Source organism: Actinokineospora globicatena, assembly GCF_024171945.1.
In the GTDB taxonomy this organism is placed as follows: Bacteria; Actinomycetota; Actinomycetes; order Mycobacteriales; family Pseudonocardiaceae; genus Actinokineospora; species Actinokineospora globicatena.
In genome coordinates, this window is sequence record NZ_JAMTCR010000003.1 from 956,447 (window position 1) to 978,295 (window position 21,849).

Annotated in this window: 21 protein-coding genes; 4 read left to right on the forward strand and 17 right to left on the reverse strand. The window is 70.6% G+C overall.

Features of this window, described 5'->3' with window-relative positions; all coding sequences use genetic code 11:
* Positions 1 to 25: 25 nt before the first annotated feature.
* The 3 genes from LV79_RS34885 to LV79_RS17650 all read right to left on the reverse strand — a co-directional run bounded on the left by LV79_RS34885 (position 26) and on the right by LV79_RS17650 (position 3,877).
* Complete coding sequence (locus tag LV79_RS34885) at positions 26 to 1,669, reverse strand: alpha-amylase family protein (protein WP_253838073.1); 1,644 nt, start codon at positions 1,667 to 1,669, stop codon at positions 26 to 28.
* Positions 1,660 to 2,616, reverse strand: a complete 957-nt coding sequence (locus LV79_RS17640) for a TIGR03885 family FMN-dependent LLM class oxidoreductase (RefSeq protein WP_253838074.1) — start codon at positions 2,614 to 2,616, stop codon at positions 1,660 to 1,662. The genes LV79_RS34885 and LV79_RS17640 overlap by 10 nt, the downstream gene beginning before the upstream one ends.
* Positions 2,617 to 3,301: 685 nt before the next feature.
* Positions 3,302 to 3,877, reverse strand: coding sequence for a DUF2867 domain-containing protein (locus LV79_RS17650; protein ID WP_253838076.1), 576 nt, complete (start codon positions 3,875 to 3,877; stop codon positions 3,302 to 3,304).
* A gap of 69 nt (positions 3,878 to 3,946) precedes the next feature.
* On the opposite strand from LV79_RS17650, the gene LV79_RS17655 reads away from it, so the two are divergent.
* Entirely contained in the window at positions 3,947 to 4,537 is a 591-nt protein-coding gene (locus tag LV79_RS17655; RefSeq protein WP_253838078.1) for a TetR/AcrR family transcriptional regulator, read from the forward strand.
* Between the two features lie 83 nt (positions 4,538 to 4,620).
* On the opposite strand, the gene LV79_RS17660 is transcribed toward LV79_RS17655, so the two are convergent.
* The 3 genes from LV79_RS17660 to LV79_RS17670 form a co-directional block, all read right to left on the reverse strand.
* Positions 4,621 to 5,220: a sigma-70 family RNA polymerase sigma factor gene (locus tag LV79_RS17660; protein ID WP_253838080.1), complete on the reverse strand. Its 600-nt coding sequence runs from the start codon at positions 5,218 to 5,220 to the stop codon at positions 4,621 to 4,623.
* 128 nt (positions 5,221 to 5,348) lie between these two features.
* Positions 5,349 to 6,326, reverse strand: a complete 978-nt coding sequence (locus tag LV79_RS17665; protein WP_253838082.1) for an SGNH/GDSL hydrolase family protein — start codon at positions 6,324 to 6,326, stop codon at positions 5,349 to 5,351.
* 965 nt (positions 6,327 to 7,291) lie between these two features.
* Positions 7,292 to 8,245: a glutathione S-transferase family protein gene (locus tag LV79_RS17670; protein WP_253838556.1), complete on the reverse strand. Its 954-nt coding sequence runs from the start codon at positions 8,243 to 8,245 to the stop codon at positions 7,292 to 7,294.
* Between the two features lie 238 nt (positions 8,246 to 8,483).
* Between LV79_RS17670 and LV79_RS17675 the strand changes: the two genes are divergently transcribed.
* Positions 8,484 to 8,939: a nitroreductase family deazaflavin-dependent oxidoreductase gene (locus LV79_RS17675; protein WP_253838084.1), complete on the forward strand. Its 456-nt coding sequence runs from the start codon at positions 8,484 to 8,486 to the stop codon at positions 8,937 to 8,939.
* Between the two features lie 22 nt (positions 8,940 to 8,961).
* Here LV79_RS17675 and LV79_RS17680 read toward each other — a convergent pair whose 3' ends face one another.
* From LV79_RS17680 to LV79_RS17700, 5 genes are read right to left on the reverse strand one after another with little or no spacing between them, the layout of a single operon-like run.
* The gene (locus LV79_RS17680) at positions 8,962 to 9,423 is read right to left on the reverse strand and encodes a hypothetical protein (RefSeq protein WP_253838085.1); all 462 of its coding nucleotides are present in this window, start codon (positions 9,421 to 9,423) and stop codon (positions 8,962 to 8,964) included.
* The gene (locus LV79_RS17685) at positions 9,420 to 10,712 is read right to left on the reverse strand and encodes a molybdopterin-dependent oxidoreductase (RefSeq protein WP_253838087.1); all 1,293 of its coding nucleotides are present in this window, start codon (positions 10,710 to 10,712) and stop codon (positions 9,420 to 9,422) included. Before LV79_RS17685 ends, LV79_RS17680 begins: the two co-directional genes overlap by 4 nt.
* The gene (locus LV79_RS17690) at positions 10,702 to 11,355 is read right to left on the reverse strand and encodes a class I SAM-dependent methyltransferase (protein WP_253838089.1); all 654 of its coding nucleotides are present in this window, start codon (positions 11,353 to 11,355) and stop codon (positions 10,702 to 10,704) included. The genes LV79_RS17685 and LV79_RS17690 overlap by 11 nt, the downstream gene beginning before the upstream one ends.
* Positions 11,352 to 12,023, reverse strand: coding sequence for a TIGR04282 family arsenosugar biosynthesis glycosyltransferase (locus tag LV79_RS17695; RefSeq protein WP_253838091.1), 672 nt, complete (start codon positions 12,021 to 12,023; stop codon positions 11,352 to 11,354). Before LV79_RS17695 ends, LV79_RS17690 begins: the two co-directional genes overlap by 4 nt.
* The gene (locus tag LV79_RS17700; protein WP_253838093.1) at positions 12,020 to 12,676 is read right to left on the reverse strand and encodes a glycosyltransferase family 2 protein; all 657 of its coding nucleotides are present in this window, start codon (positions 12,674 to 12,676) and stop codon (positions 12,020 to 12,022) included. The genes LV79_RS17695 and LV79_RS17700 overlap by 4 nt, the downstream gene beginning before the upstream one ends.
* Before the next feature lie 96 nt (positions 12,677 to 12,772).
* Here LV79_RS17700 and LV79_RS17705 point away from each other — a divergent pair, with 96 nt between their 5' ends.
* Positions 12,773 to 14,128, forward strand: coding sequence for a hypothetical protein (locus LV79_RS17705; protein ID WP_253838095.1), 1,356 nt, complete (start codon positions 12,773 to 12,775; stop codon positions 14,126 to 14,128).
* 7 nt (positions 14,129 to 14,135) lie between these two features.
* Here LV79_RS17705 and LV79_RS17710 read toward each other — a convergent pair whose 3' ends face one another.
* The 6 genes from LV79_RS17710 to LV79_RS17735 all read right to left on the reverse strand — a co-directional run bounded on the left by LV79_RS17710 (position 14,136) and on the right by LV79_RS17735 (position 20,938).
* The gene (locus tag LV79_RS17710) at positions 14,136 to 15,185 is read right to left on the reverse strand and encodes an NAD-dependent epimerase/dehydratase family protein (protein WP_253838096.1); all 1,050 of its coding nucleotides are present in this window, start codon (positions 15,183 to 15,185) and stop codon (positions 14,136 to 14,138) included.
* 79 nt (positions 15,186 to 15,264) lie between these two features.
* Positions 15,265 to 16,449, reverse strand: coding sequence for an alcohol dehydrogenase catalytic domain-containing protein (locus LV79_RS17715; RefSeq protein ID WP_253838098.1), 1,185 nt, complete (start codon positions 16,447 to 16,449; stop codon positions 15,265 to 15,267).
* 12 nt (positions 16,450 to 16,461) lie between these two features.
* Positions 16,462 to 17,478 carry an NAD-dependent epimerase/dehydratase family protein gene (locus LV79_RS17720; protein WP_285469964.1) on the reverse strand — a complete coding sequence of 339 codons (1,017 nt, stop codon included), beginning with the start codon at positions 17,476 to 17,478 and terminating at the stop codon, positions 16,462 to 16,464.
* Positions 17,479 to 17,505: 27 nt separating this feature from the next.
* Entirely contained in the window at positions 17,506 to 17,934 is a 429-nt protein-coding gene (locus tag LV79_RS17725; RefSeq protein WP_253838101.1) for a hypothetical protein, read from the reverse strand.
* Positions 17,935 to 18,094: 160 nt separating this feature from the next.
* Positions 18,095 to 20,332 carry a catalase gene (locus tag LV79_RS17730; RefSeq protein ID WP_285469963.1) on the reverse strand — a complete coding sequence of 746 codons (2,238 nt, stop codon included), beginning with the start codon at positions 20,330 to 20,332 and terminating at the stop codon, positions 18,095 to 18,097.
* Positions 20,333 to 20,443: 111 nt separating this feature from the next.
* Complete coding sequence (locus LV79_RS17735; RefSeq protein WP_253838103.1) at positions 20,444 to 20,938, reverse strand: metallophosphoesterase family protein; 495 nt, start codon at positions 20,936 to 20,938, stop codon at positions 20,444 to 20,446.
* 327 nt (positions 20,939 to 21,265) lie between these two features.
* On the opposite strand from LV79_RS17735, the gene LV79_RS17740 reads away from it, so the two are divergent.
* Positions 21,266 to 21,718 carry a DUF4383 domain-containing protein gene (locus LV79_RS17740; protein WP_253838105.1) on the forward strand — a complete coding sequence of 151 codons (453 nt, stop codon included), beginning with the start codon at positions 21,266 to 21,268 and terminating at the stop codon, positions 21,716 to 21,718.
* Positions 21,719 to 21,849: the final 131 nt, after the last annotated feature.

Sequence of the window (21,849 nt, forward strand, 5' to 3'; positions counted from 1 at the left end):
CTGCGTCCTACCCCAACCAAATGCGTCATTCGCGCTCCACCGCGGGGTGCCGAATCCAGAGTGAGCCGTAGGGAGCGACGGTGAGTGTGCCGTCGCGGAAAGGGATAGGGGCTTGGGTGAGGAGGTCGTGGTGCGGGCCATCCGGAAGGGCAAGGGTCGTAGTGGCTTCGTGGTCGGTGAGGTTGTGGATGGCGGTGATCGAGGTGCCGTCAGCGGTGCAGGTGTGAGCGAAGAGCCCATCGTCGTCGGTCGGCAGCGCGGTGTGGTCGCCCCAGGCCAGTTCGGGGTACTCGCGGTAGCGCTCGATCAGGAGGCGGATCCAGGACAGCAGCGAGTCAGGATCGTGGCGCTGGTCGGCGACATTGACCTCGGAAGGGCCGTACGTGCCCGCGGGCGGTGGGGCGGGGAAGGTCGACGGGTCGCCGGTGGAGAAGCCCGCGCCGACACCGGGTTCCCACTGCATCGGGGTGCGGACAGCGGAGCGGCCCTCCACGGCGAGGTTCTCGCCCATCCCGATTTCCTCGCCGTAGAACAGGACTGGCGTGCCGGGTAGGGAGAACAGCAGGCTGTAGACCATCTTGATCCGCCGTTGGTCGCCGTCGAGCATCGGGGGCAGGCGACGGCGGAGCCCACGGTCGTAGAGCTGCATGTCCGGTGACGGGCCGAATGCCGCGAACACCTCGGCTCGTTCGGCGTCGGTGAGCTTGTCCAGGGTCAACTCGTCGTGGTTGCGCACGAACGTCGCCCAATGCGCGTCGCGGGGCGGCTCCGGGCGCTCGTCCAGAGCCTGGACCAGCGGGGTCGCCGAGCCGCGCGCCAGGCTCAGGTATATCTTCTGCATGCCGACGAAGTCGAAGCACATCGTCAGCTGGTCGCCGACACCCGCGCCGAAGAACTCCATGGTGTCCTCGTACGGCAGGTTCACCTCGCCCAGCAGCACCGCGTCACTGGCGCGTCGGGAGATGAACGCGCGCAGGTCCACCAGGTAGTCGTGCGGGTCGGGCAGGGTGGCGGCGTCGGGGCTGCCCTCGGTCTCGAGGAGGAACGGCACCGCGTCCACCCGGAAGCCGGACAGGCCCAGTTCCAGCCAGAACCCCATGATCCGCGCCATCTCGTCGCGGACCGCCGGGTGGGCGACGTCGAGGTCGGGCTGGTGCTTGTAGAACCGGTGCAGGTAGTACTGCTCGGTCTTCTCGTCGTACTCCCAGAGGCTGGTTTCCTTGTCCGGGAAGACAACGCCCTTCGGCCCGTCCTCCGGTGGCTCGTCGCGCCACACGTACCAGTCGCGGTAGGGCGAGTCGCGGCTCTCCCGCGCCGATTGGAACCACGGGTGTTGGTCGGAGGTGTGGTTGACGACCAGGTCGGCGATGACCCGCATGCCCCGGTCCCGTGCCGTGCGCACGAACTCCACGAAGTCGCCGAGGGTGCCCAGGCGCGGGTCGACCGAGTAGTAGTCGGTGATGTCGTAGCCGTCGTCACGGTCGGGGGACGGCAGGAACGGCATGAGCCAGAGGCAGGTCACGCCGAGGCGCTCGAAGTGGTCCATCCGTTGCGTCAGGCCGAGGAAGTCGCCGCACCCGTCGCCGTCGCCGTCCTGGAAGGTCTCCACGTCCAGGCAGTAGACGACCGCGTTCTTCCACCACAGGTCCGATGTCTTGGTCAGTCGCACAGTTCCCCCAGCACCCTCGCGCCGAACGCGTCGATGAACGCGTCCTGCTCGGTGCCGACGTGGTGCAGCTGGATCAGGTCGAACCCGAGGTCGGCGTACTCGCGCAGCCAGGCGGTGTGCTGCCCGAGGTCCGCGGAGACGTTGACCGAGGCGCGCACCTGCTCGGGGGTCACGAACCGGGAGATCTCGTCGAAGTGGGCCGGGAGGAGGTCCCAGCAGACCGGCGGCGGGAACACGTTGCCGCGCCACTGCTCGTGCGCGACCGCCAACGCCTCGTCCTCCGATGGCGCCCAGCTCAGGTGCACCTGCAGCGCGAGCTGACCACGCCCGCCCGCGTCGCGGTAAGCGTCCACCATGGACCGCAGGTGCTCGACGGGCGCGTTGATGGTGATCAGGCCGTCCGCCCACTCCGCGCACCACCGCGCCGTCTCGACGCTGACCGCCGCGCCGAAGAGCTTCGGGGACGTGTCCGGCAGGGTCCACAGGCGGGCGCGGTCGACCTTCACCAGCCCGTCGTGCGAGACCTCCTCACCGGCGAACAACGCCCGGATGATGTCGACGCACTCGCGCAGCCGCGCCGTCCGCACGTCCTTGCGCGGCCACACGTCACCGGTGATGTGCTCGTTGGACGCCTCACCGGTGCCCAGCGCCGCCCACAGCCTGCCCGGGTACATGGCACTGAGCGTGGCCATGGCCTGAGCGGTGATCGCCGGGTGGTAGCGCTGACCGGGGGCCGTCACCACCCCGAACCCGAGCGACGTCGCCTGCAGCGCCGCACCCAACCAGGACCAGGCGAAACCCGACTCCCCCTGCGCCGAGGTCCACGGCGCGAAGTGGTCGGAGGACATCGCCGCGCCGAACCCAGCCTCCTCCGCCCGCCGCACAGCGTCCAGCAGCCGCGCCGGGTGTATCTGCTCGTGGGACGCGTGTAATCCGTAGACCGCCATGCACGGTACCTACCCACCCCGGGCAAATCCGACACCAGGGACTACAGCGCCATCCGACCACGACGTCCACCGGGAACGCGTGCAGGGCACCGTCCTAGAGCCCGCGCTCGTGAACCAGATCAACGCGTCCCGTCCATCTAACAGCCCGTGGAAGCGACCACCACGTCGTCGCCTCCGACGTCCCGATCCTGTGTCGGCTCAAGCCTCGAGCACGCCACCCGTCTGGACCGCGTCGACCTCCACCTGCTTGAGCCGCGCGACATCTTGTTCCGTGGTTGGTTGGCACCGGGTCGTCGACCTGTCGTCACCACCAGGAGCCCGGCCACCGCGATGAGGAAGAACGGAGATGGTCCCAATAGGACTCCGGCGACCAGGCCCCACCCGATCAACACCCACCCGATCACTGCGGGTACCCGTACCCCGAGGCGCCCCAAGTGCCAGATCAGCCCGCCCAGCAACACCAGCGGTGCCGAGAACCCGCCCGGCCCGGACCAGAACGTCGCCGTCTCCGCCGACGGCTCCGCCCCGTCCAAGAAGGGCACCACCGACCACAGTCCGTCCCGCACCCACCCGCTGACGCTGGGCCACGCCACAACCGGCACCAGTGCGGCGTGCCCGATGCCGAGCACCACCAAGATCCCACTGGCGACCAAGAGGCCTCGGGCGGGCGAGGTCCGATCGGCTGTCACCGGCTCAGCCATGCTCGCTCCCACTGCCGGGTCATCGCCGGGTAGACCACCAGGTATCGGAACGGGGCGATGGCGGCCATGTAGGCGCGACCCCACCACCCGTTGGGCTTGACCAGCACCGCCATCCGCAACTCGTACTCGCCATCCGGCCGCCGGGCCCAGCCCAGGTGCATCACCGTGTGCACGGTCTTGTTCGCGAGCTCACGCGCGCACTCGCAGTCGAGTTCGTAGACCGCTTTCAGTGGCATCGACGCGCTGTCCGGCCCGCGCGGCGCCTCCCGCAGATCGCCGGGCAACCGGTCCCTCAGCGAGGTGACCCGGCCACCGACGCTGTGGACCTCCCGGTCCCAGCCGAACAGCTCACCGAGTCTCCATCGCGCCTTGAACAGCATCCGCGCCAAGAACGGCTGGTCGTCGCCCAGGGAGCGCAACGCCGCCAGCATCGGCTGGAAGTCGTCGGGACCGGCTCCGGGCGTGCGGAACGCCCAGACGTCCTCGACCCGGAAATCAGCGGTCATCTCGTGGATCCGCCACGGCAGCGCCGCGTGGTCGGCTGTGTCGAGTCGCGTCATCGCCCCCACTTTCTATGTTGACCAACATAGAAGATGCTAGCTAGCAGTCAACAGGTAGACTGGCCGCTTGTGACACGAGCCACGCGCCGCGCCGAGATGACCCAGGAGAGCCGCAGGCTGCTGGTCGAGGCCGCCACCGCCCTGTTCGCCGAGCGCGGCTACCGGCGGACCACCTTCGAGGACATCGCCACCCGCTCCGGTGTCAGCCGGGGCTCCATCCCGTGGCACTTCGGCAGCAAGGAAGGCCTGCTCGCGGCCGTGGTGGACGACCTCGTCGTCCGGCTCACCGCCGCGGCGGGCGCCCTCGACCCCGGCACGGTCGACCAGGTCCTCGACACCCTCATCGCGTTCACCCGGGCCCCGTCGACCGGCCTGTTCGCCAAGCTCATGGTCGAGGCGGACGACCCGGGATCAGCTCTGCGCGAGGTGTACGCCAGCCTGCACGACGCGCTCCGCGCCCAGACCCGCGCGTGGGTCGCCCGGCTCCCACTGCCCGACGGCGTCAGCGCCGAGGAGTTGGGCACCGTGCTGTTGGGCACCGTGATCGGCATCCACCAGCAGTGGCGCGTCGCGCCCGGGGCCGTAGACCTCGACCGCACGTACTCGACGCTCGCAGCCTTGCTGCGTTCGGCGGGCATCACAGCCCCCGTGGACCGGTAACCCAGTCGGGTGGCCAGGAGGCGTCGGGCCGCTAGCCGCTGTCCCTCCTCAGCGCTGCCATCGACGTTCGCACTCGGCTCATCTCACCCTCGTTCACCCACGTCGTTACGGATGATAACTTGCAGACGAGCCAGACCATCGCGAATGCGAGTTTTCACTGTGCCGATCGGAGTGGACAAGAAAGAGGCAACCTCGCTATAGGACATGGTAGTGAAATAGGCCAAGACAATCGATTCGCGCTGGATCCAGGTAATTTCACCTAACGCTCGCAGCAATACACGCTGGTCCGCTCGACTGGTGACGTAGTCAATTACGGGATCGTCTGATGCAGAACTCCGGTCGCGGAGACACAAGCTCTCATATTGACACTCTCTCTGCAACCCGGCTTGAGCACGACGAATCCGATCCACCGCGCGGTGACGAGCGATCGCGACGATCCAGGACAGCGCACGCCCTCTTCGAGGATCGAAACGGCCCGCGTCCCGCCAAATTTCAAGGAAGACCTCTTGAACGACATCCTCGGCGTGCGTGGCGTCTTTCAGAACCGCGCCGACTACGGCACCTACGCGAGGTGCGGTCGCTCGGTAGAGGTGATTGAAAGCGGTAACGTCACCAGCGGCCGTTTGGTGCAGCCAATCGACGAGACATGCAGACTCAGCAGTGTCCTGCGATAACCTCCCCATCCCCGCAACTCCTTCTCATTTGCGCAATGGATCTGCAGATGCCTCGTGCGCTGGGTCGCACCAGCAGCGATCGTGACGATTGACAGGCGCCGGTCTTCCTTGCAGCAGTCGTCACGGACCGCCGGGGCCTACGGCAGAGCCGCTTCGATGGCGTTGGCGGTGTTGTTGTGGCCGTTGGTGTCGGGGCGGACCATGGCCCAGCGGCCCGCATGGTCCACGACGCCCTCGACCCAGTTGCCGTTGTCGGATTGGCAGACGTCGTGGTCGGCACTGGTCGGGTAGAGGTCGATGAACCGGATGCCTTGTCGGGCCGCGCTGTCGGCGATGACCTGGTTCATCTGCTCGACGACCTGGGTGCGTAGCCAGGCGAGGTCGGGATAGCTCACGGTGCCGAAGTGGCGCAGGCCCGCCGGGGTGAAGCCGTGGTCGCAGGTGGTGGGGTCGGTGGGGAAGATCGTCGGGTAGCCCACGGCCAGGATGGTGGCGCGGGGAGCGGCCGCGCGGATCATGGCGAGCATGCCGTCGTACTCGGCCGCCGGCAACGACAGCCGGTCGGTGATGGTGGGGATGCCGTCCCAGCCGAAGCTGAAGTAGTCCGTGCAGGGGTGGTCGGTGGCCGGGTCGGCCCACTCGCCCAACTGCAGGCAGGCGAACACCAACTCGACGAAGCCGAGGGTGTTCCCGCCGACCCCCACCGTCACCAGGTCCGTGTCGGCGGTGACGGCGTCGAGTTGACGCGGCACGGGCGGGAACGGGAAGACGGGGTCAAACACCTCGAAGAACGGGATGAGGTGACCGGGCGGGAACCGCGGCAGGTAGGTGACGTTCGCGACCGACGCCCCCGCGCAACTGACGTTGGTCAACTCGTAGCGGCCGGAAAGGCGTGTCCGCAACACCTCCGGATACGACCCCGACGTCCGACCACACCCATCACGCGCACCACCGATCAGAAGCTCGGTACCCGCCGCGTCGATGCCACCTGCGGTGTAGGCGTCACCCAACGCCACCCAACGCAACGGTTCCGCTTGCTGTGCTTGCGCAGCAGGCGCCCAGGCTCCCATCACCGCGACCGCCGCCAGCACCGCCCCGAAACGAAGACCTCTCATCGCCACTCCATTCGCCGTGGACTGTCATTTCCTTTGAATCTGCGTCGTCGAGTGGTACCTGACCCGATACACCCCAGGCGTTCAGCGCCGTTGTCCACACTTATCGGCGAATACCGCGCAGTAGCGACGCGCTGAGCGACCGACCCCAGGGTCGGGTTACCCGTATGCGTGTCCGCCACCTCACGCCGAATCGTGCTCACGCAGGCCGCGGAAGATCCTCATGGGAACCGCAGCCCGTGTTCCACCAGTGATCGACTGGCGGGCCCGGTATCGGGGACTCTGCGGCACTCGGCCTCGCACCGCAGAGTCCCCACCGGTCACGGGTCGCCATCCAGACCCGTGACCCGCCGAGAGAGCGACCCGCACCGGCGATCCGGCGTCATATCGGATCTACACCGTCCCGCCTAGCTCCTCCGACATAGACCTTTCTAGTCCGTCGTGACGAGGATCGCGAGCCGCGACACCCTTTTGGGTGGCACCAGAGGGTGAAGACAGTCAGAAGCGTTGCGTTTACGTTGCGGGGCGTAGCGATGGCGTTGACACCAGGCAGTCCTCGTCGGACACGTCCTTGTGGGCGCGCGATCCCGGGAAGCCGCAGAGCTCGGCGGTCGCACCGCGGCTCACGGGAACCGTCCCGCACACGGGCCCCAGCACCTTCTCGGCGTTCCGCCATCCCAGGACAAGGACCTCGACGACAGGGCGCTCGTGGTCGTACCGGCGACGCAGCAGGAGCAGGCCATGAGAAGATCTCGCGCACGGTGTCGATCGGTCCTTTGTGGACATCTAGCTCGCCTTGCACGAGGCCGTCGAACTCGCCGGGACGAGTGGCGACTCACCCGAAGGGCCACCCGACTCACCCGCGACGACGGCCCGGCCTCTCACCGCACCTGACCAGCGTGGCAACCACCCGGTATGCACAGTGGACAATTCGAGGCAGCCGCCGTCGATTCGCGGGAAGAGTCCTGTTAGGACAGTGGGGTGTGCGCGGGGTCCACGGGCTCGCGGGGCGGGCCGGGTGGGGTGCCGTCACCGAAGGGCCTACCGCCGAGGGTGTCGCGGCCGTGGGGGGTCAGCCAGGTGGACAGGTCCGGGCCCTTGGGGATGATGCCGGTCGGGTTGATGTCCTTGTGCACGAAGTAGTAGTGCTCCTTGATCTGCGCGAAGTCGACGGTGTCGCCGAAGCCGGGGGTCTGGAACAGGTCTCTGGCGTACGCCCAGATCGCGGGCAGCTCGGTCAGGCGGGAGCGGTTGCACTTGAAGTGGCCGTGGTACACCGGGTCCCAGCGGACCAGGGTGGTGAACAGCCGGATGTCGGACTCGGTGATCGTGTCGCCGACCAGGTAGCGGCGGGTCGTCAGCCGCTCCTCCAGCCAGTCGATGGCCGCCCACAGCCGGTCGTACGCGGCGTCGTAGGCCTCCTGGGTGCCCGCGAAGCCGCACTCGTAGACGCCGTTGTTCACGTCGGTGAACACCCGCTGGTTGACCTCGTCCATCTCCGCGCGGTGCGCCTCGGGCCACAGGTCCGGCGCTCCCTGGCGGTGGTACTCACGCCACTGGGTCGACAGGTCCTGGGTGATCTGCGCGAAGTCGTTGGTGGCCACCGCGCCGGTGGTCGTGTCGACGATCGCGGGGACGGTGATGCCGCGCGGGTACTCGGGGTCGCGCTTGAAGTACGCCTCCTGCAGGCGCTCGATGCCCAGCACCGGGTCGCGGCCGCCCGGGTCGAGGTCGAAGGTCCACGAGCGCGGGTCGTGCGTGGGGCCGGGCAGGCCGAGGGACAACACGTCCTCCAGCCCCAACAGCCGCCGGACGATGATGGCGCGGTTGGCCCAGGGGCAGGCCCGCGCGGCGACCAGGCGGTAGCGGCCCGGCTCGACCGGGAAGCCGTCCGCGCCGTCCCGCGTGACCCGGGTGGTGATGTATTTCGAGTCGCGGGTGAACGCCTCGCCCTCGACGGAGTACTTGCCGCCCTGGCTGTGCTCGGGGTTCGTCACGCCGCAGAGCCTACGCGGGACCGGTTCGGCAGGCAGGTCCCCGCGGCGGGCGAGGCGAGGTCCGGATGGTGATCCGCCGGTGGCGCGCGGCGGGGAAACGCGTATCTTCGCGGATCGGCGCGTAGTGCTCCAGCGCTCGAACCCCACCGAAGGGACAGCCGGGATGGCCACCGCCGAGGACCTGGACCACGCCGTCGACTCGCAGTGGGACTGGGTCGCCAAGCACACCCGCACCTACATCACCTCGGGCGGCACCAAGGGCCACCTGAGCCAGGGTGTCCACACCCTCGTCCTCGCCACCACCGGCCGCCGGACCGGCACCGCCCGCCGCAACTGCCTCATCTACGGCACCTCCGGTGACGACTACGTCGTGGTGGCCTCCAAGGGCGGCGCCGACAAGGACCCGGCCTGGCTGCTCAACCTCACCGCCGACCCCAGCGTCGGCGTCCAGGTGGGCACCCAGCGCTTCACCGCCCATGCCCGCGTCGCCACCCCCGCCGAGCGCGAGACGCTCTGGCCCCAGATGGCCGCCATCTTCCCCCTCTACAACACCTACGCCAAGAAGACGACCCGCAAGATCCCCGTCGTCATCCTGACCCCCGTGGACGACTCCCACTGACGGCAGTGGGTCACGTGCGTGGTCACGAGGATCGGCGGGCGAGGAGCACTCGGGCCGCGTAGAGGGCGGCGCTGGTGGTGAGGAAGAGGGCGGTGAGGAGGAGCCAGCGGTGGAGGAACGCGTCCTGGGTGAGGCCGGTGGCGGTGTGGAAGGTGTCGGCGCCCCGGCGGAGGATGCCGGGGAGGAACATCAGTAACAGCAACCCGGAGGCCAGTAGGGGTATCCGGATGTGGTTGACCAGGGGGATTCGGGTGTCGACCCGGGTGATCGCGCGGTCGGCGGCCGCGTAGGCGGGGAACAGGACGAGGTCGTGGGCCACGGCGGCGGCGAGGAACCAGGTGAGCATGCCGGGCAGGCTGGGGTCGTCCAGGACGTGCAGGACCGCGTAGGTGGTCACGGCGAAGCCCGCCAAGAGCACGCCGGCGTGCCAGGGGCCGTGCGCGTGCGGCTCGGGGTGTTGGGTCGAGTCGGGGTGCCGGGTCACGGTGTCCGCCGGAACTCGATCGAGTGGACCCACTTGGTGTTGTGCACGCCAGGGAGCGCGGGGACGATCACGCGCGCCGGGTAGCCGTGGTCCGGGGACAGGTCAGCGCCGTTGACGCGGAGGGCGAGCAGCGCGTCGGGGTTGGTGACCTGGTTGCCCTGCAGGGTGGCCTGGCCGAACGGGCCGCCGCGTTCGAGGGAGCGCACGTGCGCCGATGCCGGGATGTCGACGCCGGTGAGGCGGGCCAGGTCGGCGAGGCGGACACCGGTCCAGTCCTGCGTGGTGGACCAGCCCTCGACGCAGGCGATCGGCAGGGTCGCGGTGTGCTGGGGCAGTGCGGCGAGGCGGGCGCGGTCGAGGGTGACCGGGTCGCGGCCGCCGAGCAGCACCAGGGTCCACTCCGGACCGGTGTCGGCCGCGGTGATCCCCGCGGCGGTGGCGGTCCGGTTGACCGGGAAGCCGTTCGGGCCGTCGCCGGGGACGAGCCCGCGCGGCACGAGCAGGGCCAGGGGCCGCAGCCACTCGACGGTCTGGCCCACGGTGAGCGCGCCGACGAGCAGTGAGCCGCCCGCGACCACGCCGAGGGCGCCGCGCCTGCTGATCGTGGCCGGGGTGGGCGCGGTCGCCACGAGGCCGCTCTCCACGGGCTCGGGGCGGGTGTCGGCCCGCGTGGTCCGCAGTTCGGCGCGCACCGACCGGGACCGCAGCGCGCGCACCATCGCGGGCGCCTTGATGACGATGTGGGTGGCGAACGCGGCGATGAACACCCACGCGCCCCAGTAGTGGGCGGTGTAGAAGCTGAAGCCGAAGGCGTAGTCGTACTGGATGTTGAGCAGTCCGGTGACGATCTCGAACAGCACCGACCCGACCAGCAGCAGCACCGAGACCCGCTCCAGCAGGTGGGTCGCCGACCGGACCGGCGGCCAGGCGAACAACCTGGGCAGCACCGACCACAGCTTGGCCAGCACCACCGGCACGAGCACGAGGCCCAACCCGACGTGCAGCCCCTGGGTGAGCTGGTAGAGCCAGGACGGCCGACTCGGCCACTCGAACCAGGGCAGGCTCAGCCACCCGATATCGCCCGGAATGGCCTGCCCGAACTGCGGCCCATAGGCGATGTAGGACAACAGCCCCGTCACGACCACGACCGGCAACGCGACCAGCAGGACGAGGCCGAGGACCGAGGTCAGCCACGGACCACGCAACGGACTGCGCCACGCTTCGGGGCGGAACGGGCCACCCGGTCGATGCGCGCGCAGCCACCGGGTCAACCGCGAGTCAACCGCCACGAACCACTCCCAACCGGGCGAAGCCGCGGCCGGAGAGCGCTCCCTGCTCGGCCACCCGCAACCCGGCCTGGACCGCGACGGTCACGATGGCGTCCACGCCGACCTCGGCCCAGGCGAACCACTGGCCCAGGACACCGCCGCGATCCCCACCACGCGGTCGAGCCGAGCCTCTCCAGAGCCCCCGCCGCCGCGGCGCGGTCTCCACCAGCACGCTGCCGCCGGTCCGGACCAGGGTGGCGGCCCGGCGCAGCAGCGTGACCGGGTCGCCGCCGATGCCGATGTTGCCGTCGGCGAGCAGCACGTGGTCCCACTCGCCCTCGTCGGGCAGGCTGGTGAAGATGTCGGCCCGGCGCGCGGGTACGCCGCGGTCGTCGCACTGGGCGATGGCGTGGTCGGACTTGTCGACCCCGAGCGCGGGCAGTCCGCGCAGGCGCAGCGCCTGGACCAGCCTGCCCGGCCCGCAGCCCAGGTCCAGGGTCGGTCCGTGGCACCGGTCGAGCAGCCAGTGGTCGCCGCCCGCGGCCGGGTCGCGCCAGCGATCGGGCTCGAGCGTGCAGCAGCCCCCGTCGGAGAGCTCCAGTGCCGTCGCCTGCCCGGTGAGCGCGGTGGCGAACTCGTCGGACACCCGGGCGAGGGCGGTCACGTCAGGTCCTCGACGGCGGCGTGGAAGCGGCTCCCGGGGACGGTGGCGGCGACGAGCCGCGCGTCGTCCATGGTGTCCACATCGGTCAACAGCGGGGCGCCGACGACCCGCAGACCGCGGGCGCGCAACGCGTCGGCCGTCCGGTCGCCGGTGTCGGCGCGCGAGGTGGGGACGTCGGTGATCGCCGACGCCGAGGTCGGGTCGCGCAGGCCCAGCACCCACCAGCCCCCGTCGGCGGCCGCGCCGAGCAGGGCGTCGGTGCCCGGTTCGCGCAGCGCCCGGCGGCAGTCGGCGATCAGCTCGGCGCTGATCTGCGGGGTGTCCATGCCGACCTGGATGCTGGCCGCGCCCGGCAGCAGCTCGGCCACGTCGCGGTGGGCGGCGCTGATGCGCTCGCCCAGGGTGTCGCCGCGCTGGGCGATGACTGGGAAGTCGCGCACGGCGCGGCGCAGTTCGTCGCGGTCGACGGCGTCGTCGAGGTCACCGGAGAGCACGACGACTGGCTGGGCATCGGGGACCGCGCGCAGGGCGGACAGGGTGTCCAGCAGGGCGGCGGCGGCGATCCTGGCCGCCTGCTCGGGTGTCGCGGGTGGACAGAGCCGGGTCTTGACCATGCCCGGCCTGGGGGACTTGGCCAGCACGAGCAAGGCCGTCTTGGGGGTGGTCATGCGCGTAGTACCGCCGTTCCGAGGTCGCGTACCGCCCGGGCGGTGCCGAGCACCGAACCGGACACTTTGGACTTGCCGCCCGCGCGGGGGAGGTAGGCCACGTCGACCTCCTCGATCCGCCACCCCGCCGCGGCGGCGCGCACCAGCAGTTCCACCGGGTACCCGAAAGCGCGGTCCGCGACCCCCAGTGCCAGCAGGGGTTCCCGGCGGCCGACCCGGACCGAGGCGATGTCGTGCACCGGGACACCGCGGCGGCGCAGCATCGCCGACAGCACGGCGTTGCCCGCCCGGGCGTGCCACGGCTGCACGGACCGCGCGGTGGCGACCCGCCGCCCGACGGCCAGGTCGGCGCCGTCGTGCACCAGCCGCACCAGGGCGAGCAGTTCCGACGGGTGGATGGAGCCGTCGGCGTCGAGTACGGCGACCAGGTCGGCGCGAGCGTTGGCCAGTCCTGAGTGGACAGCGGCGCCGTACCCGCGCCGCGGCTCGACGACGACCCGGGCGCCGAGACCGCGGGCGATCTCGGCCGTGCCGTCGGTGGAGCCGTTGTCGACGACCAGAGCGGAGTACCCCTCGGGCAGTGCGTGGAGCACAGCGGGCAACGCCTCAGCCTCGTTGAGGCACGGCAGGACCACCTCGACTGTTTCGGTCACAGAGCTGATTCGTGGTGCCATCCAACTCGGATTGCCCCGTCGAAGGGGATTTCCGGCGATCTGCGGAAAAGTCGCGTCGGCCCTAGACTCGCGTCGGTGCCCTCTCCCGGCTCCCCCACTCCCAACAAGCGAACCTCCCCCACCCGCGACGTGGTCTTCGACCTGCTCGCGGTCATGGCGGTGGCAGGGGTGGTCCTCGCCGCAGCACTGGTCGGACGAGCGCTCAAACGCGCCGGGGTCGACATTTTCTTGCCATTCCCGCCGCTTTTGGCCGAATGGCTGCCGCACCTCGGTCCGGGAACGGTTTTCGCGGTTCTCCTCGCTGTCGGCGTAGTGGCGTGGGGACCGGCATTGGCCGGGCGGATGGGCTGGCGACGCCTGCTCCTCGTCGGGTGGGCGGCCTCGTTCGCCTGGACGCTCGCCCTCGCCCTGTCCGACGGTTACGGCAAGGGGTTCGCCACCCGGCTCACCAGCCGCGATGAGTACCTGCACGACGTGCCCCTGGTGACCGACATCCCCGCGATGCTGCGGGATTTCACCTCCCACATCCTCACCGACCAGCCAGGCGCCTGGACCACCCACGTCGGCGCCCACCCACCGGGGATCTTCCTGCTTTTCGTCTGGCTCGACCGGATCGGTCTGGGAGGTGGTCCGGCGGCGTCGGCGTTCTGCGTGGTGGTCGGGTCCTCGGCGTGCTTGGCCGTGGCGGTGGCCGTGCGCGCGCTCGCGGGCGAGGACTTGGCGCGCACCGTGCTGCCGTTCTCGGTGCTGTTCCCCGGCGCGGTGTGGGTGGGCGTGTCGGCGGACGGGGTGTTCGCGGCGGTGCTGGCGTGGGGTGTCGCGGGGATCGCGGTGGCGAGCACACGCGGCGGCCGGGTGTCCGCTTTGGCCGCTACCAGCTCGGGTGTCCTTTTGGGATTCTGCCTGTACCTGTCTTACGGCCTCACGCTGGGCGCCGTCCTGGTGCTCGCGGTGATCGCGGTGACCAGGTCGTGGCGCGCGGCGCTGTTCGCGGTGTTGGGCGTCGCCGCCGTGGTCGCGGTCTTCACCGCGGCGGGCTTCTGGTGGATCACCGGCTACGAACTCACCAAGGTCCTGTACGCGGGCAGCATCGCCCAGTCGCGGCCCTACTCGTACTTCATCTGGGCCAACCTCGCCGCGCTGGTCCTCGCGTTGGGCCCCGCTGTCATCGCGGGGCTGCGCCGCGTCGCGGGTTCGCCGCGCCGGTGGGGATACGCACCGGTGGCGCTGGTCGCGGCGGCGCTCACGGCGGTGCTCGTCGCGGACATCTCCGGCTTGAGCAAGGCGGAGGTGGAACGGATCTGGCTGCCGTTCGGCACCTGGCTGGTGGTCGCGTGCGCGTGGCTGCCGCGAGCGCACTGGCGGGGGTGGTTGGCAGCGCAGGCGGTGCTCGCCCTGCTGGTCAACCACCTCCTGCTCACCGTCTGGTAGCCGCTCGCTACCCGCGCAGAGGGGCCTTGGCGAACTCCACCATGCCGTCCTCGAACGACACTCCCGCCGCGAACCCGAGTTCGGCGCGGGCCCGCGCCGGATCGGCCACCACGTGCCGCACGTCGCCGGGACGGGCCCCACCGACGACCTCGGGGGTAGGTCCGCCCATGGCCCCGGCCAACGCGGCCGCCATCTCACCGACGGTGTGCGGGGTACCGGAGCAGATGTTGACCGGTCGGCACGTCCCGGCGGTGCCGGGAGTGGTGAGGGCGGCCAAGTTCGCCCGCGCGACGTCGGTGACGTGGACGAAGTCGCGCCGCTGCTCGCCGTCCTCCATGACCCGGGGCGCCTCGCCGCGTTCCAGGGCGGACCGGAAGATCGAGGCCACCCCGGCGTAGGGCGTGTCCTTCGGCATCCGCGGTCCGTAGACGTTGTGGTAGCGCAGCGCCCACACCGTCGCACCGGTCTGCCGCGCCCAGGCCGAACTCAGGTGCTCTTGGGCCAGTTTCGTCGCCGCGTAGGTGCTGCGCGGGTCCAGCGGGGCGTCCTCCGGCACCAGCCCTGGCTCCAGCGCCTCGCCGCACCGCGGGCACCCGGGCTCGAACCGCCCGGCGTCGAGGTCCTCGACGCGGCGCTGCCCGGGGGTGACGGTGCCGTGCGCCCCGCAGTGGTAGCGCCCTTCCCCGTAGACGACCATCGAACTGGCCAGCACCAGCCGCGTGATGCCGTGTTCGTACATGGCGGCCAGGACGACCGCCGTCCCCAGGTCGTTGATCCCGGCGTAGTCCGGGGCGTCGGACGGGTCGACCCCGTGCCCCACCATCGCCGCTTGGTGGCACACCACGTCGACGCCGCGCAGAACGCGACCGAGGACGTCCGGGTCACGGACATCACCGCGCACGAACTCGACACCATCCCGCCCCGCGGGAGCTTCCCCGCTGGGGTGCGCCTGCGGCAACAAGGAGTCGAGCAGGACGGCGGAGTGGCCCGCGTCCCGGACGACCTCGGCGACGTGTGATCCGATGAACCCGGCACCGCCGGTGATAAGAACCCGCATCATCCGACCCTAGTGCGCACCCGGCGTCCGCGCCGCGCGTGCCGTATCGGTCCATTGTGGATTGATGGGTCGCGTTCCGTCAGGGGGTGAAGACGACCTTGATGGCGCCGTTCTCCTTGCGCTGGAACATCCCGTAGGCCTCGGGGGCGTCGGCGAGGGCGATCTTGTGCGTGGCGAAGGTGTCGACACCCAGCGGGTCGTCGTCGGTGAGCAGCGGGAGCAGGTCCGGCACCCAGCGGTGGACGTTGGCCTGGCCCATGCGCACCTGGATCTGCTTGTCGAACAGGGTCAGCATGGGCAGCGGGTCGGCCATCCCGCCGTACACGCCGACCAGCGAGATGGTGCCGCCGCGGCGGACGATGTCGATGGCGAGGCGCAGCGCCTCGAGGCGGTCGACCCCGGCCCGGCGCATGATCTTCTCCGCCGCGCTGTCCGGGAGCAGGCCGACGGCGCGCTGGGCCAGGGACGCGACGGGAGCGCCGTGCGCCTCCATGCCGACCGCGTCGATGACGGAGTCGGCACCGCGCCCGTTGGTGACCTCCCGGACCGCGTCGGCCAGATCGCCGTGGTGGTCACGCAGGTCCAGGGTGTGCACGCCCCGAGCCGCGGCTCTGGCCAGCCGTTCGTCGACCAGGTCGATGCCGATGACGCGCTCGACCCCGCGGTGCTGGGCGATCCGGGCGCACATGTCCCCGATCGGGCCGAGGCCGATGACCGCCAGGGTGCCGCCGGGCGGGACCGCGGCGTACTCGACGCCCTGCCACGCGGTGGGCAGCACGTCGGAGAGGAACAGGAAGCGGTCGTCGGCCGGACCCTTGGGGACCTTGATCGGCAGCTTGTCGGCGAAGGGTACCCGCAGGTACTCGGCTTGGCCGCCGGGCACACCGCCGTAGAGCTTGGTGTAGCCGAACAGCGCGGCGCCCATGCCCTGCTCCCGCACCTGGGTCGTCTCGCACTGGGAGTGCAGGCCTTGCCCGCACATGAAGCAGTCGCCGCAGGAGACGTTGAACGGGATGACCACGCGGTCGCCGACCGCGAGGTCGGTCACCGCACTCCCGATCTCCTCGACGATGCCCATCGGTTCGTGGCCGAGGATGTCGCCCTCGGTGAGGAAGGGGCCGAGGACCTCGTAGAGGTGCAGGTCTGATCCGCACAGCCCGGTCGAGGTCACCTTGATGATGGTGTCGGTCGGGTCCTTGATGATCGGATCGGGATGCGTGTCCACGCGGACGTCGCGTTTGCCGTGCCAGGTGAGGGCTCTCACTCGATCTCCTTGTCAGGGGTGCAGAACTGGGCTTGACGGCACGCCCGCGCGGTCGGCGAAACCGGCCACGAGGTCGCGCAGGGCGTCGTGGGCGGTGGTGGTCGGCTCCCAACCGAGCGCGGACCTCGCCAGGTCCGTGCGCAACACCGGCACGGACAGCGCGAGGTCGAGCCAGCCGGGCGAGGTGGGCAGCAGTCGGGTGTGCCATCCGGCCGCGACCGCTGCCCGGACCACCGGTACGGGCAACTCGACGGCTCGGCCACCGAGGACGGCCGTGAGGTCTTGGGCGTCCACCACCGGCTCAGCGGCCAGGTTCAGCGCACCCCGGTAGCCCTGTTCCGCCGCGGCCACCACCGCGCTCGCCACGTCCGCCGAGTGCACGAACTGGAGCACGAGACCCCGGGGTAGCGGCAGCACGGGCAGCTTCCCCTTGCTCGCGAGCGTCCATAGTGGACGTGGGACCAGGGCGCCGAGGAAGTAGCGGCGGACCTCGCTCGCCGCGTCGCGTTGCAGGATCAGGCCGGGCCGCAACCTGGTGACCGCGACATCCGGGTGGTCGGCCTCGAAGACGTCGAGTGACGTCTCCACCTCTGCCTTGTGCCTGCTGTAGGAAGAAGTCGGGACGCCGGTCCGGGCGTAGGACTCGTCGACCGGAGTCAACGACTCGCGCGGCGCGTACGTGCCGACTGACGAGAGGTAGACCAGATGGGGAACCCCGGCTTGGGCGACCGCTTGGAACACAGCTCGGCTCCCGTCGACGTTCACCGCCCGCAGGTGGTCTTGGTCGTGGCTGGGCTGGATCGCCCACGCCGCGTGGACGACCGCGTCCGCTCCTTGGAAGGCGTCGCGCAGCCGCGCGGTCGAACCGGCAGCGGACACATCGATCGACTCCCAGCGCACACCGTCGTAGGGGTCCGCCCACCGGGGAGCCCGCCGGGAGACACCGACCGCCGTGTGCCCCGCGGCTCGAACGGCTCGCAAGACGGCGGTCCCCACATTGCCGCTTGCCCCGACAATCACGATGCGCATACCCGGGCATACCCCCGTGAGCGTCCGCTAAGCGTGGTGGCCGAGAACGCCTGCCAGCGCGCCCGGTTCGGCGACGGTCACGGTCACTTCGGGGTGGCGCAGCAGACCGGTGGGCTCCAGTCCGGGCACGGGTTCGTGGAAGCGGACGCACAGCCCCGCGGCGGGGGTGGTACCCAGGGTCAGCCCTCTGTCCGAAAGGGACAGCCGGGCACCGATGGCCCGCCACGGCGAGAACGGGCCGGTGACCAGGGTCCCGGAGATGTTGGACACCGGGGTCACCACGACCCAAGGCCCGAACCGGGCCCGGAACTCGCCGTCGGCGACCCGGACCCACGCCGTCTCCGGCACCACTGCGACCGCGCGCAGCGGCAAGCGGAAGCGAGCGTCGAAGGCGAAGCGGTGAACCTGGTCGGTGGTGCGCCAACTGGCGAAGCCGTGGTCGCGTCCCGAACTCATGGGCGTGCTCCGTCCTGATCCGGTTGGGCCTTGCGCGTTGGGCCTCGGCGCCTGGTCGTCGTCAAGGGCGATCGAGGCGCCGGGGACGCGACCGGCGGACCTGGCGCCCCGTAAGGCATCCAGTCCCGCGTGGCGCGTCCCCGGCGACACGTGGTCCGGTCTAGGTCGTCGGCACCGGGAACCTCTCCCACACGCGGTGGTTGGCGAGCAGGTCCCGCACCTGGGTGAACACCTCCGCCGGGTCCGTGCCGACCACCACGCCGAGCTCGTCGAGGCCGATGCCCGCCTCGGTCAGCGCCGTGGCGGCGGTGCCCCAGGCGCCGATGGCCTTGGCGTGCCGGTAGGCCTCCTGGAGCATGACCACGACCCGCGGGTCGACGGCCGCGCGCCTGACGACCGCGTCCGGAGCCGGGGGCGGGGCAGCGGCGAGCAGCAGGGCGTCGTACTCGACGGAGCGGGCGGTGAGGAAGGTCCGCTGCGCGGTCACCTCGGACGGCAGCGTCCCACCGCGCGCGGCGATGACCAGCGGGGTCATGCCCGCCTCGGTGATCGCCTGCTGGAGCGCGGGCACACCGTCGAGACCGGCGGGGTCCATGGCGTCGACGACGATGCCGATCACCCGGCCGTCGGTGGGCCACCGCTTCCCCAGCTGCGACAGCGCGGCGCTCGGCGTCACCTCGGGCAGCGCCCGCGTCGGTTCCGGCGCGGGCAGCCCGAGACCCTCGGCGACCGCGGCGCACAGCTCGGTGTCCACATTGGCCAGTACCTGGAGCTGGCGTTCCTTGATGGCCTGCTCGTAGCACTTGCCCAGTTCGAAGGTGAACGCCCGGATGATGTGCTCGCGCTCGACCGGCTCCAGGCTGCGGTAGAACAGACGCGGCTGGCTGAAGTGGTCGTCGAACGACGCGGGGGACTTGCGTTCCTTGACCGCGGCAGCGACCGGGGCCGCGACCTCGACATAGGCACCCATGTCGGCACCCGCGTGGAAGGGGCAGCCGCCGTCGAGACTGTTGGGCTTGTAGGGCGCGATGCCGCTGTGGACGGCGTGCTGGTGCGCGCCGTCGCGCAGCATGTCGTTGACCGGGGCGTGCGGGCGGTTGACCGGGATCTGGTTGAAGTTCGGCCCGCCCAGGCGGCTGAGCTGCGTGTCGATGTAGGAGAACAGCCGGGCGTGCAGCAGCGGGTCGTCGGTGACGTCGATGCCCGGAACCAGGTGCCCGACGTGGAAGGCGACCTGCTCGGTCTCGGCGAAGTAGTTGGTGGTGTTGCGGTTCAGCGTCAGCACGCCGACCGGCTGAACCGGGGCGAGCTCCTCCGGCACGATCTTGGTCGGGTCGAGCAGATCGATGCCCTCGAAGGTCTGCTCCGGGGTGTCCGGGAACACCTGGATGCCCAGCTCCCACTGCGGGAAGGCGCCCGACTCGATCGCGTCGAACAGGTCCCGCCGGTGGAAGTCCGGGTCGAACCCGCTGAGCAGCTGCGCCTCCTCCCAGGCCAGCGAGTGCACCCCGAGCCTGGGCTTCCAGTGGAACTTCACCAGCGAGGTCGCGCCCTCGGCGTTGACCAACCGGAAGGTGTGGACGCCGAAGCCCTCCATGGTCCGGTACGAGCGGGGAACCGCCCGGTCGGACATGCTCCACAGGACGTGGTGGGTGGCCTCGGTGTGCAGGGACACGAAGTCCCAGAACGTGTCGTGCGCGCTCTGCGCCTGCGGGATCTCCCGATCGGGGTGCGGTTTGGCGGCGTGGATGATGTCGGGGAACTTGATCCCGTCCTGGATGAAGAACACCGGGATGTTGTTGCCCACCAGGTCGAAGTTGCCCTCGCTGGTGTAGAACTTCGTGGCGAACCCGCGGGTGTCGCGCACCGTGTCCGCCGACCCCCGCGACCCGACGACGGTGGAGAACCGCACGAACACCGGGGTCGACTCACCCTCGCGCAGGAACGCCGACTTGCACACCTGCTCGGCGTTGCCGTAGCCCACGAACACCCCGTGCACACCGGCGCCCCGGGCGTGCACCACCCGTTCGGGGATGCGCTCGTGGTCGAAGTGCGTGATCTTCTCGCGCAGGTGGTGGTCCTGCAGCAGGGTCGGTCCGCGCGCGCCCGCCTTCAGCGAGTGGTCGGTGTCGCGCAGCCGGGTACCGGTGGAGGTGGTCAGGAACGCGCCCTGCTGCTCACGACCCGGCGCACCGGTCTCGGCACCCGTCGCCGTGCGGGTCTCGGGTGCGCCCTGGTCGGGTTTGGGCGGCAACGGCTCCCTGGGCTCGGTCGGTTCGTCCAGCGCGGGCGGAGCACCGGCGGGCGCGCCGGGTATCGCGGGAGCGCTGTCGGCGACCTTGCCCACCGCCCTCTCCAGGGCTTCTCGCACAACACGGGTGGGCTTGGTGGAATCCACTGGGTCCTCCTAGGAATGGCTTCCCGGCCGGGCTACCCACCTCGGCCAGGACTAGACGTCGACGGCGCAACGTGAGCGCCGTTCGGGTTGTTCCTGGTTGTGCGGCGGCCGTCAGGTGACGGGCACGATCCGGGCGCCGACCACCACGCCGTCGCGCAGGTCGAGCAGGCCGAGCGTGCCGTGGGGCTGGCGGCGGCGGTCGGTCGGCGAACCGGGGTTGAACACGCGGGTGCCCACAGCGGTCATGTCCATCGGGATGTGGGAGTGGCCGAACACCACGAGGTCGGCGTCGGGGAACCGGCGCGACATCCGGGCACAGCGGCCCGCGGCGGGTCCGGAGTCGTGGAGCATCGCGATGGCGACACCGTCCACGGTGAGCCGCAGTGTCTCCGCGGCGCCCCACGCGGCGACGTCCGGCTCGTCGTTGTTGCCGAGTACCGCGTGGACGGGGGCGTAGTCGGCGAGTTCGTCGAGCACAGCGGCGGTGCACACGTCACCGGCGTGCAGGATCACGTCGGCGGTCCGCAGGTGCGCTGCCACCTCCGCCGGGCAGGTCTTCCACCGGCGCGGCGCGTGGGTGTCGGACAGGACGACGACCCTGGTCACCGCGCTCCCCCGCCCGCGGCCACGGCGGTGTGGACGATCGGTGTGGTCTCCCGCAGGCGGGTCGACACCGGGGAAGCAGGCTTGAGCACAGGTGGTGGCTAACCAAGGCCGCCCTGGCGCAAACCTACCCGGCCGAGGGCGGCGGTGATCGACATCAAGGTCCAGACCAACTGTTTGTTCCCGCCGCACGGTGGTATCCGGGCCGGGTAGTGGACGACGACACCGCTCGAGCACCCCGGCCCCCGGTGCTCGTTCTCGCACCTCAGCGAAAGCGCCCCCGTTCCACAGGCGCTCACCACCGTCCACCACGACACGAGGAGCCACACCATGACCGCCTCGCACACCACCAAGACCACCCGGCAGCCGGTCCAACTGGCCGCGGCCGCCGTGGGCGCGGTGTTCCTGCTCGTCGGCGTCCTGGGCTTCGTCCCCGGCGTCACCACCCACTACGACCAGCTCACATTCGCGGGCCACCACTCCGAGGCGGCCCTGCTCGGGATCTTCAACGTCTCCGTGCTGCACAACCTGGTCCACCTCGCGTTCGGCGTCGCGGGGCTCGCGCTGGCCCGCGCCGTGGGCAGCGCCCGGACCTACCTCATCGGCGGCGGGGTCGTCTACCTGGTGCTCTGGCTCTACGGGATCGTCATCGACCACGACAGCGCGGCCAACTTCGTCCCGGTCAACACCGCCGACAACTGGCTGCACCTCGGCCTCGCCATCGGCATGATCGGCCTCGGCGTGGCGCTCACCGCGCACCGCCGCTCGACCACCTCCCGCTGACCAAACCCGATCGTGGTCACGCGATCGGGTTTGGGTGCGAGGGGACTGGGCACCCGGTGACCACAGCAGCCGCCCCGGACCCAGGCGACGCCGGTTCCGACGAGTGCGGCTGTTCTCGTCCGCAGCGCACC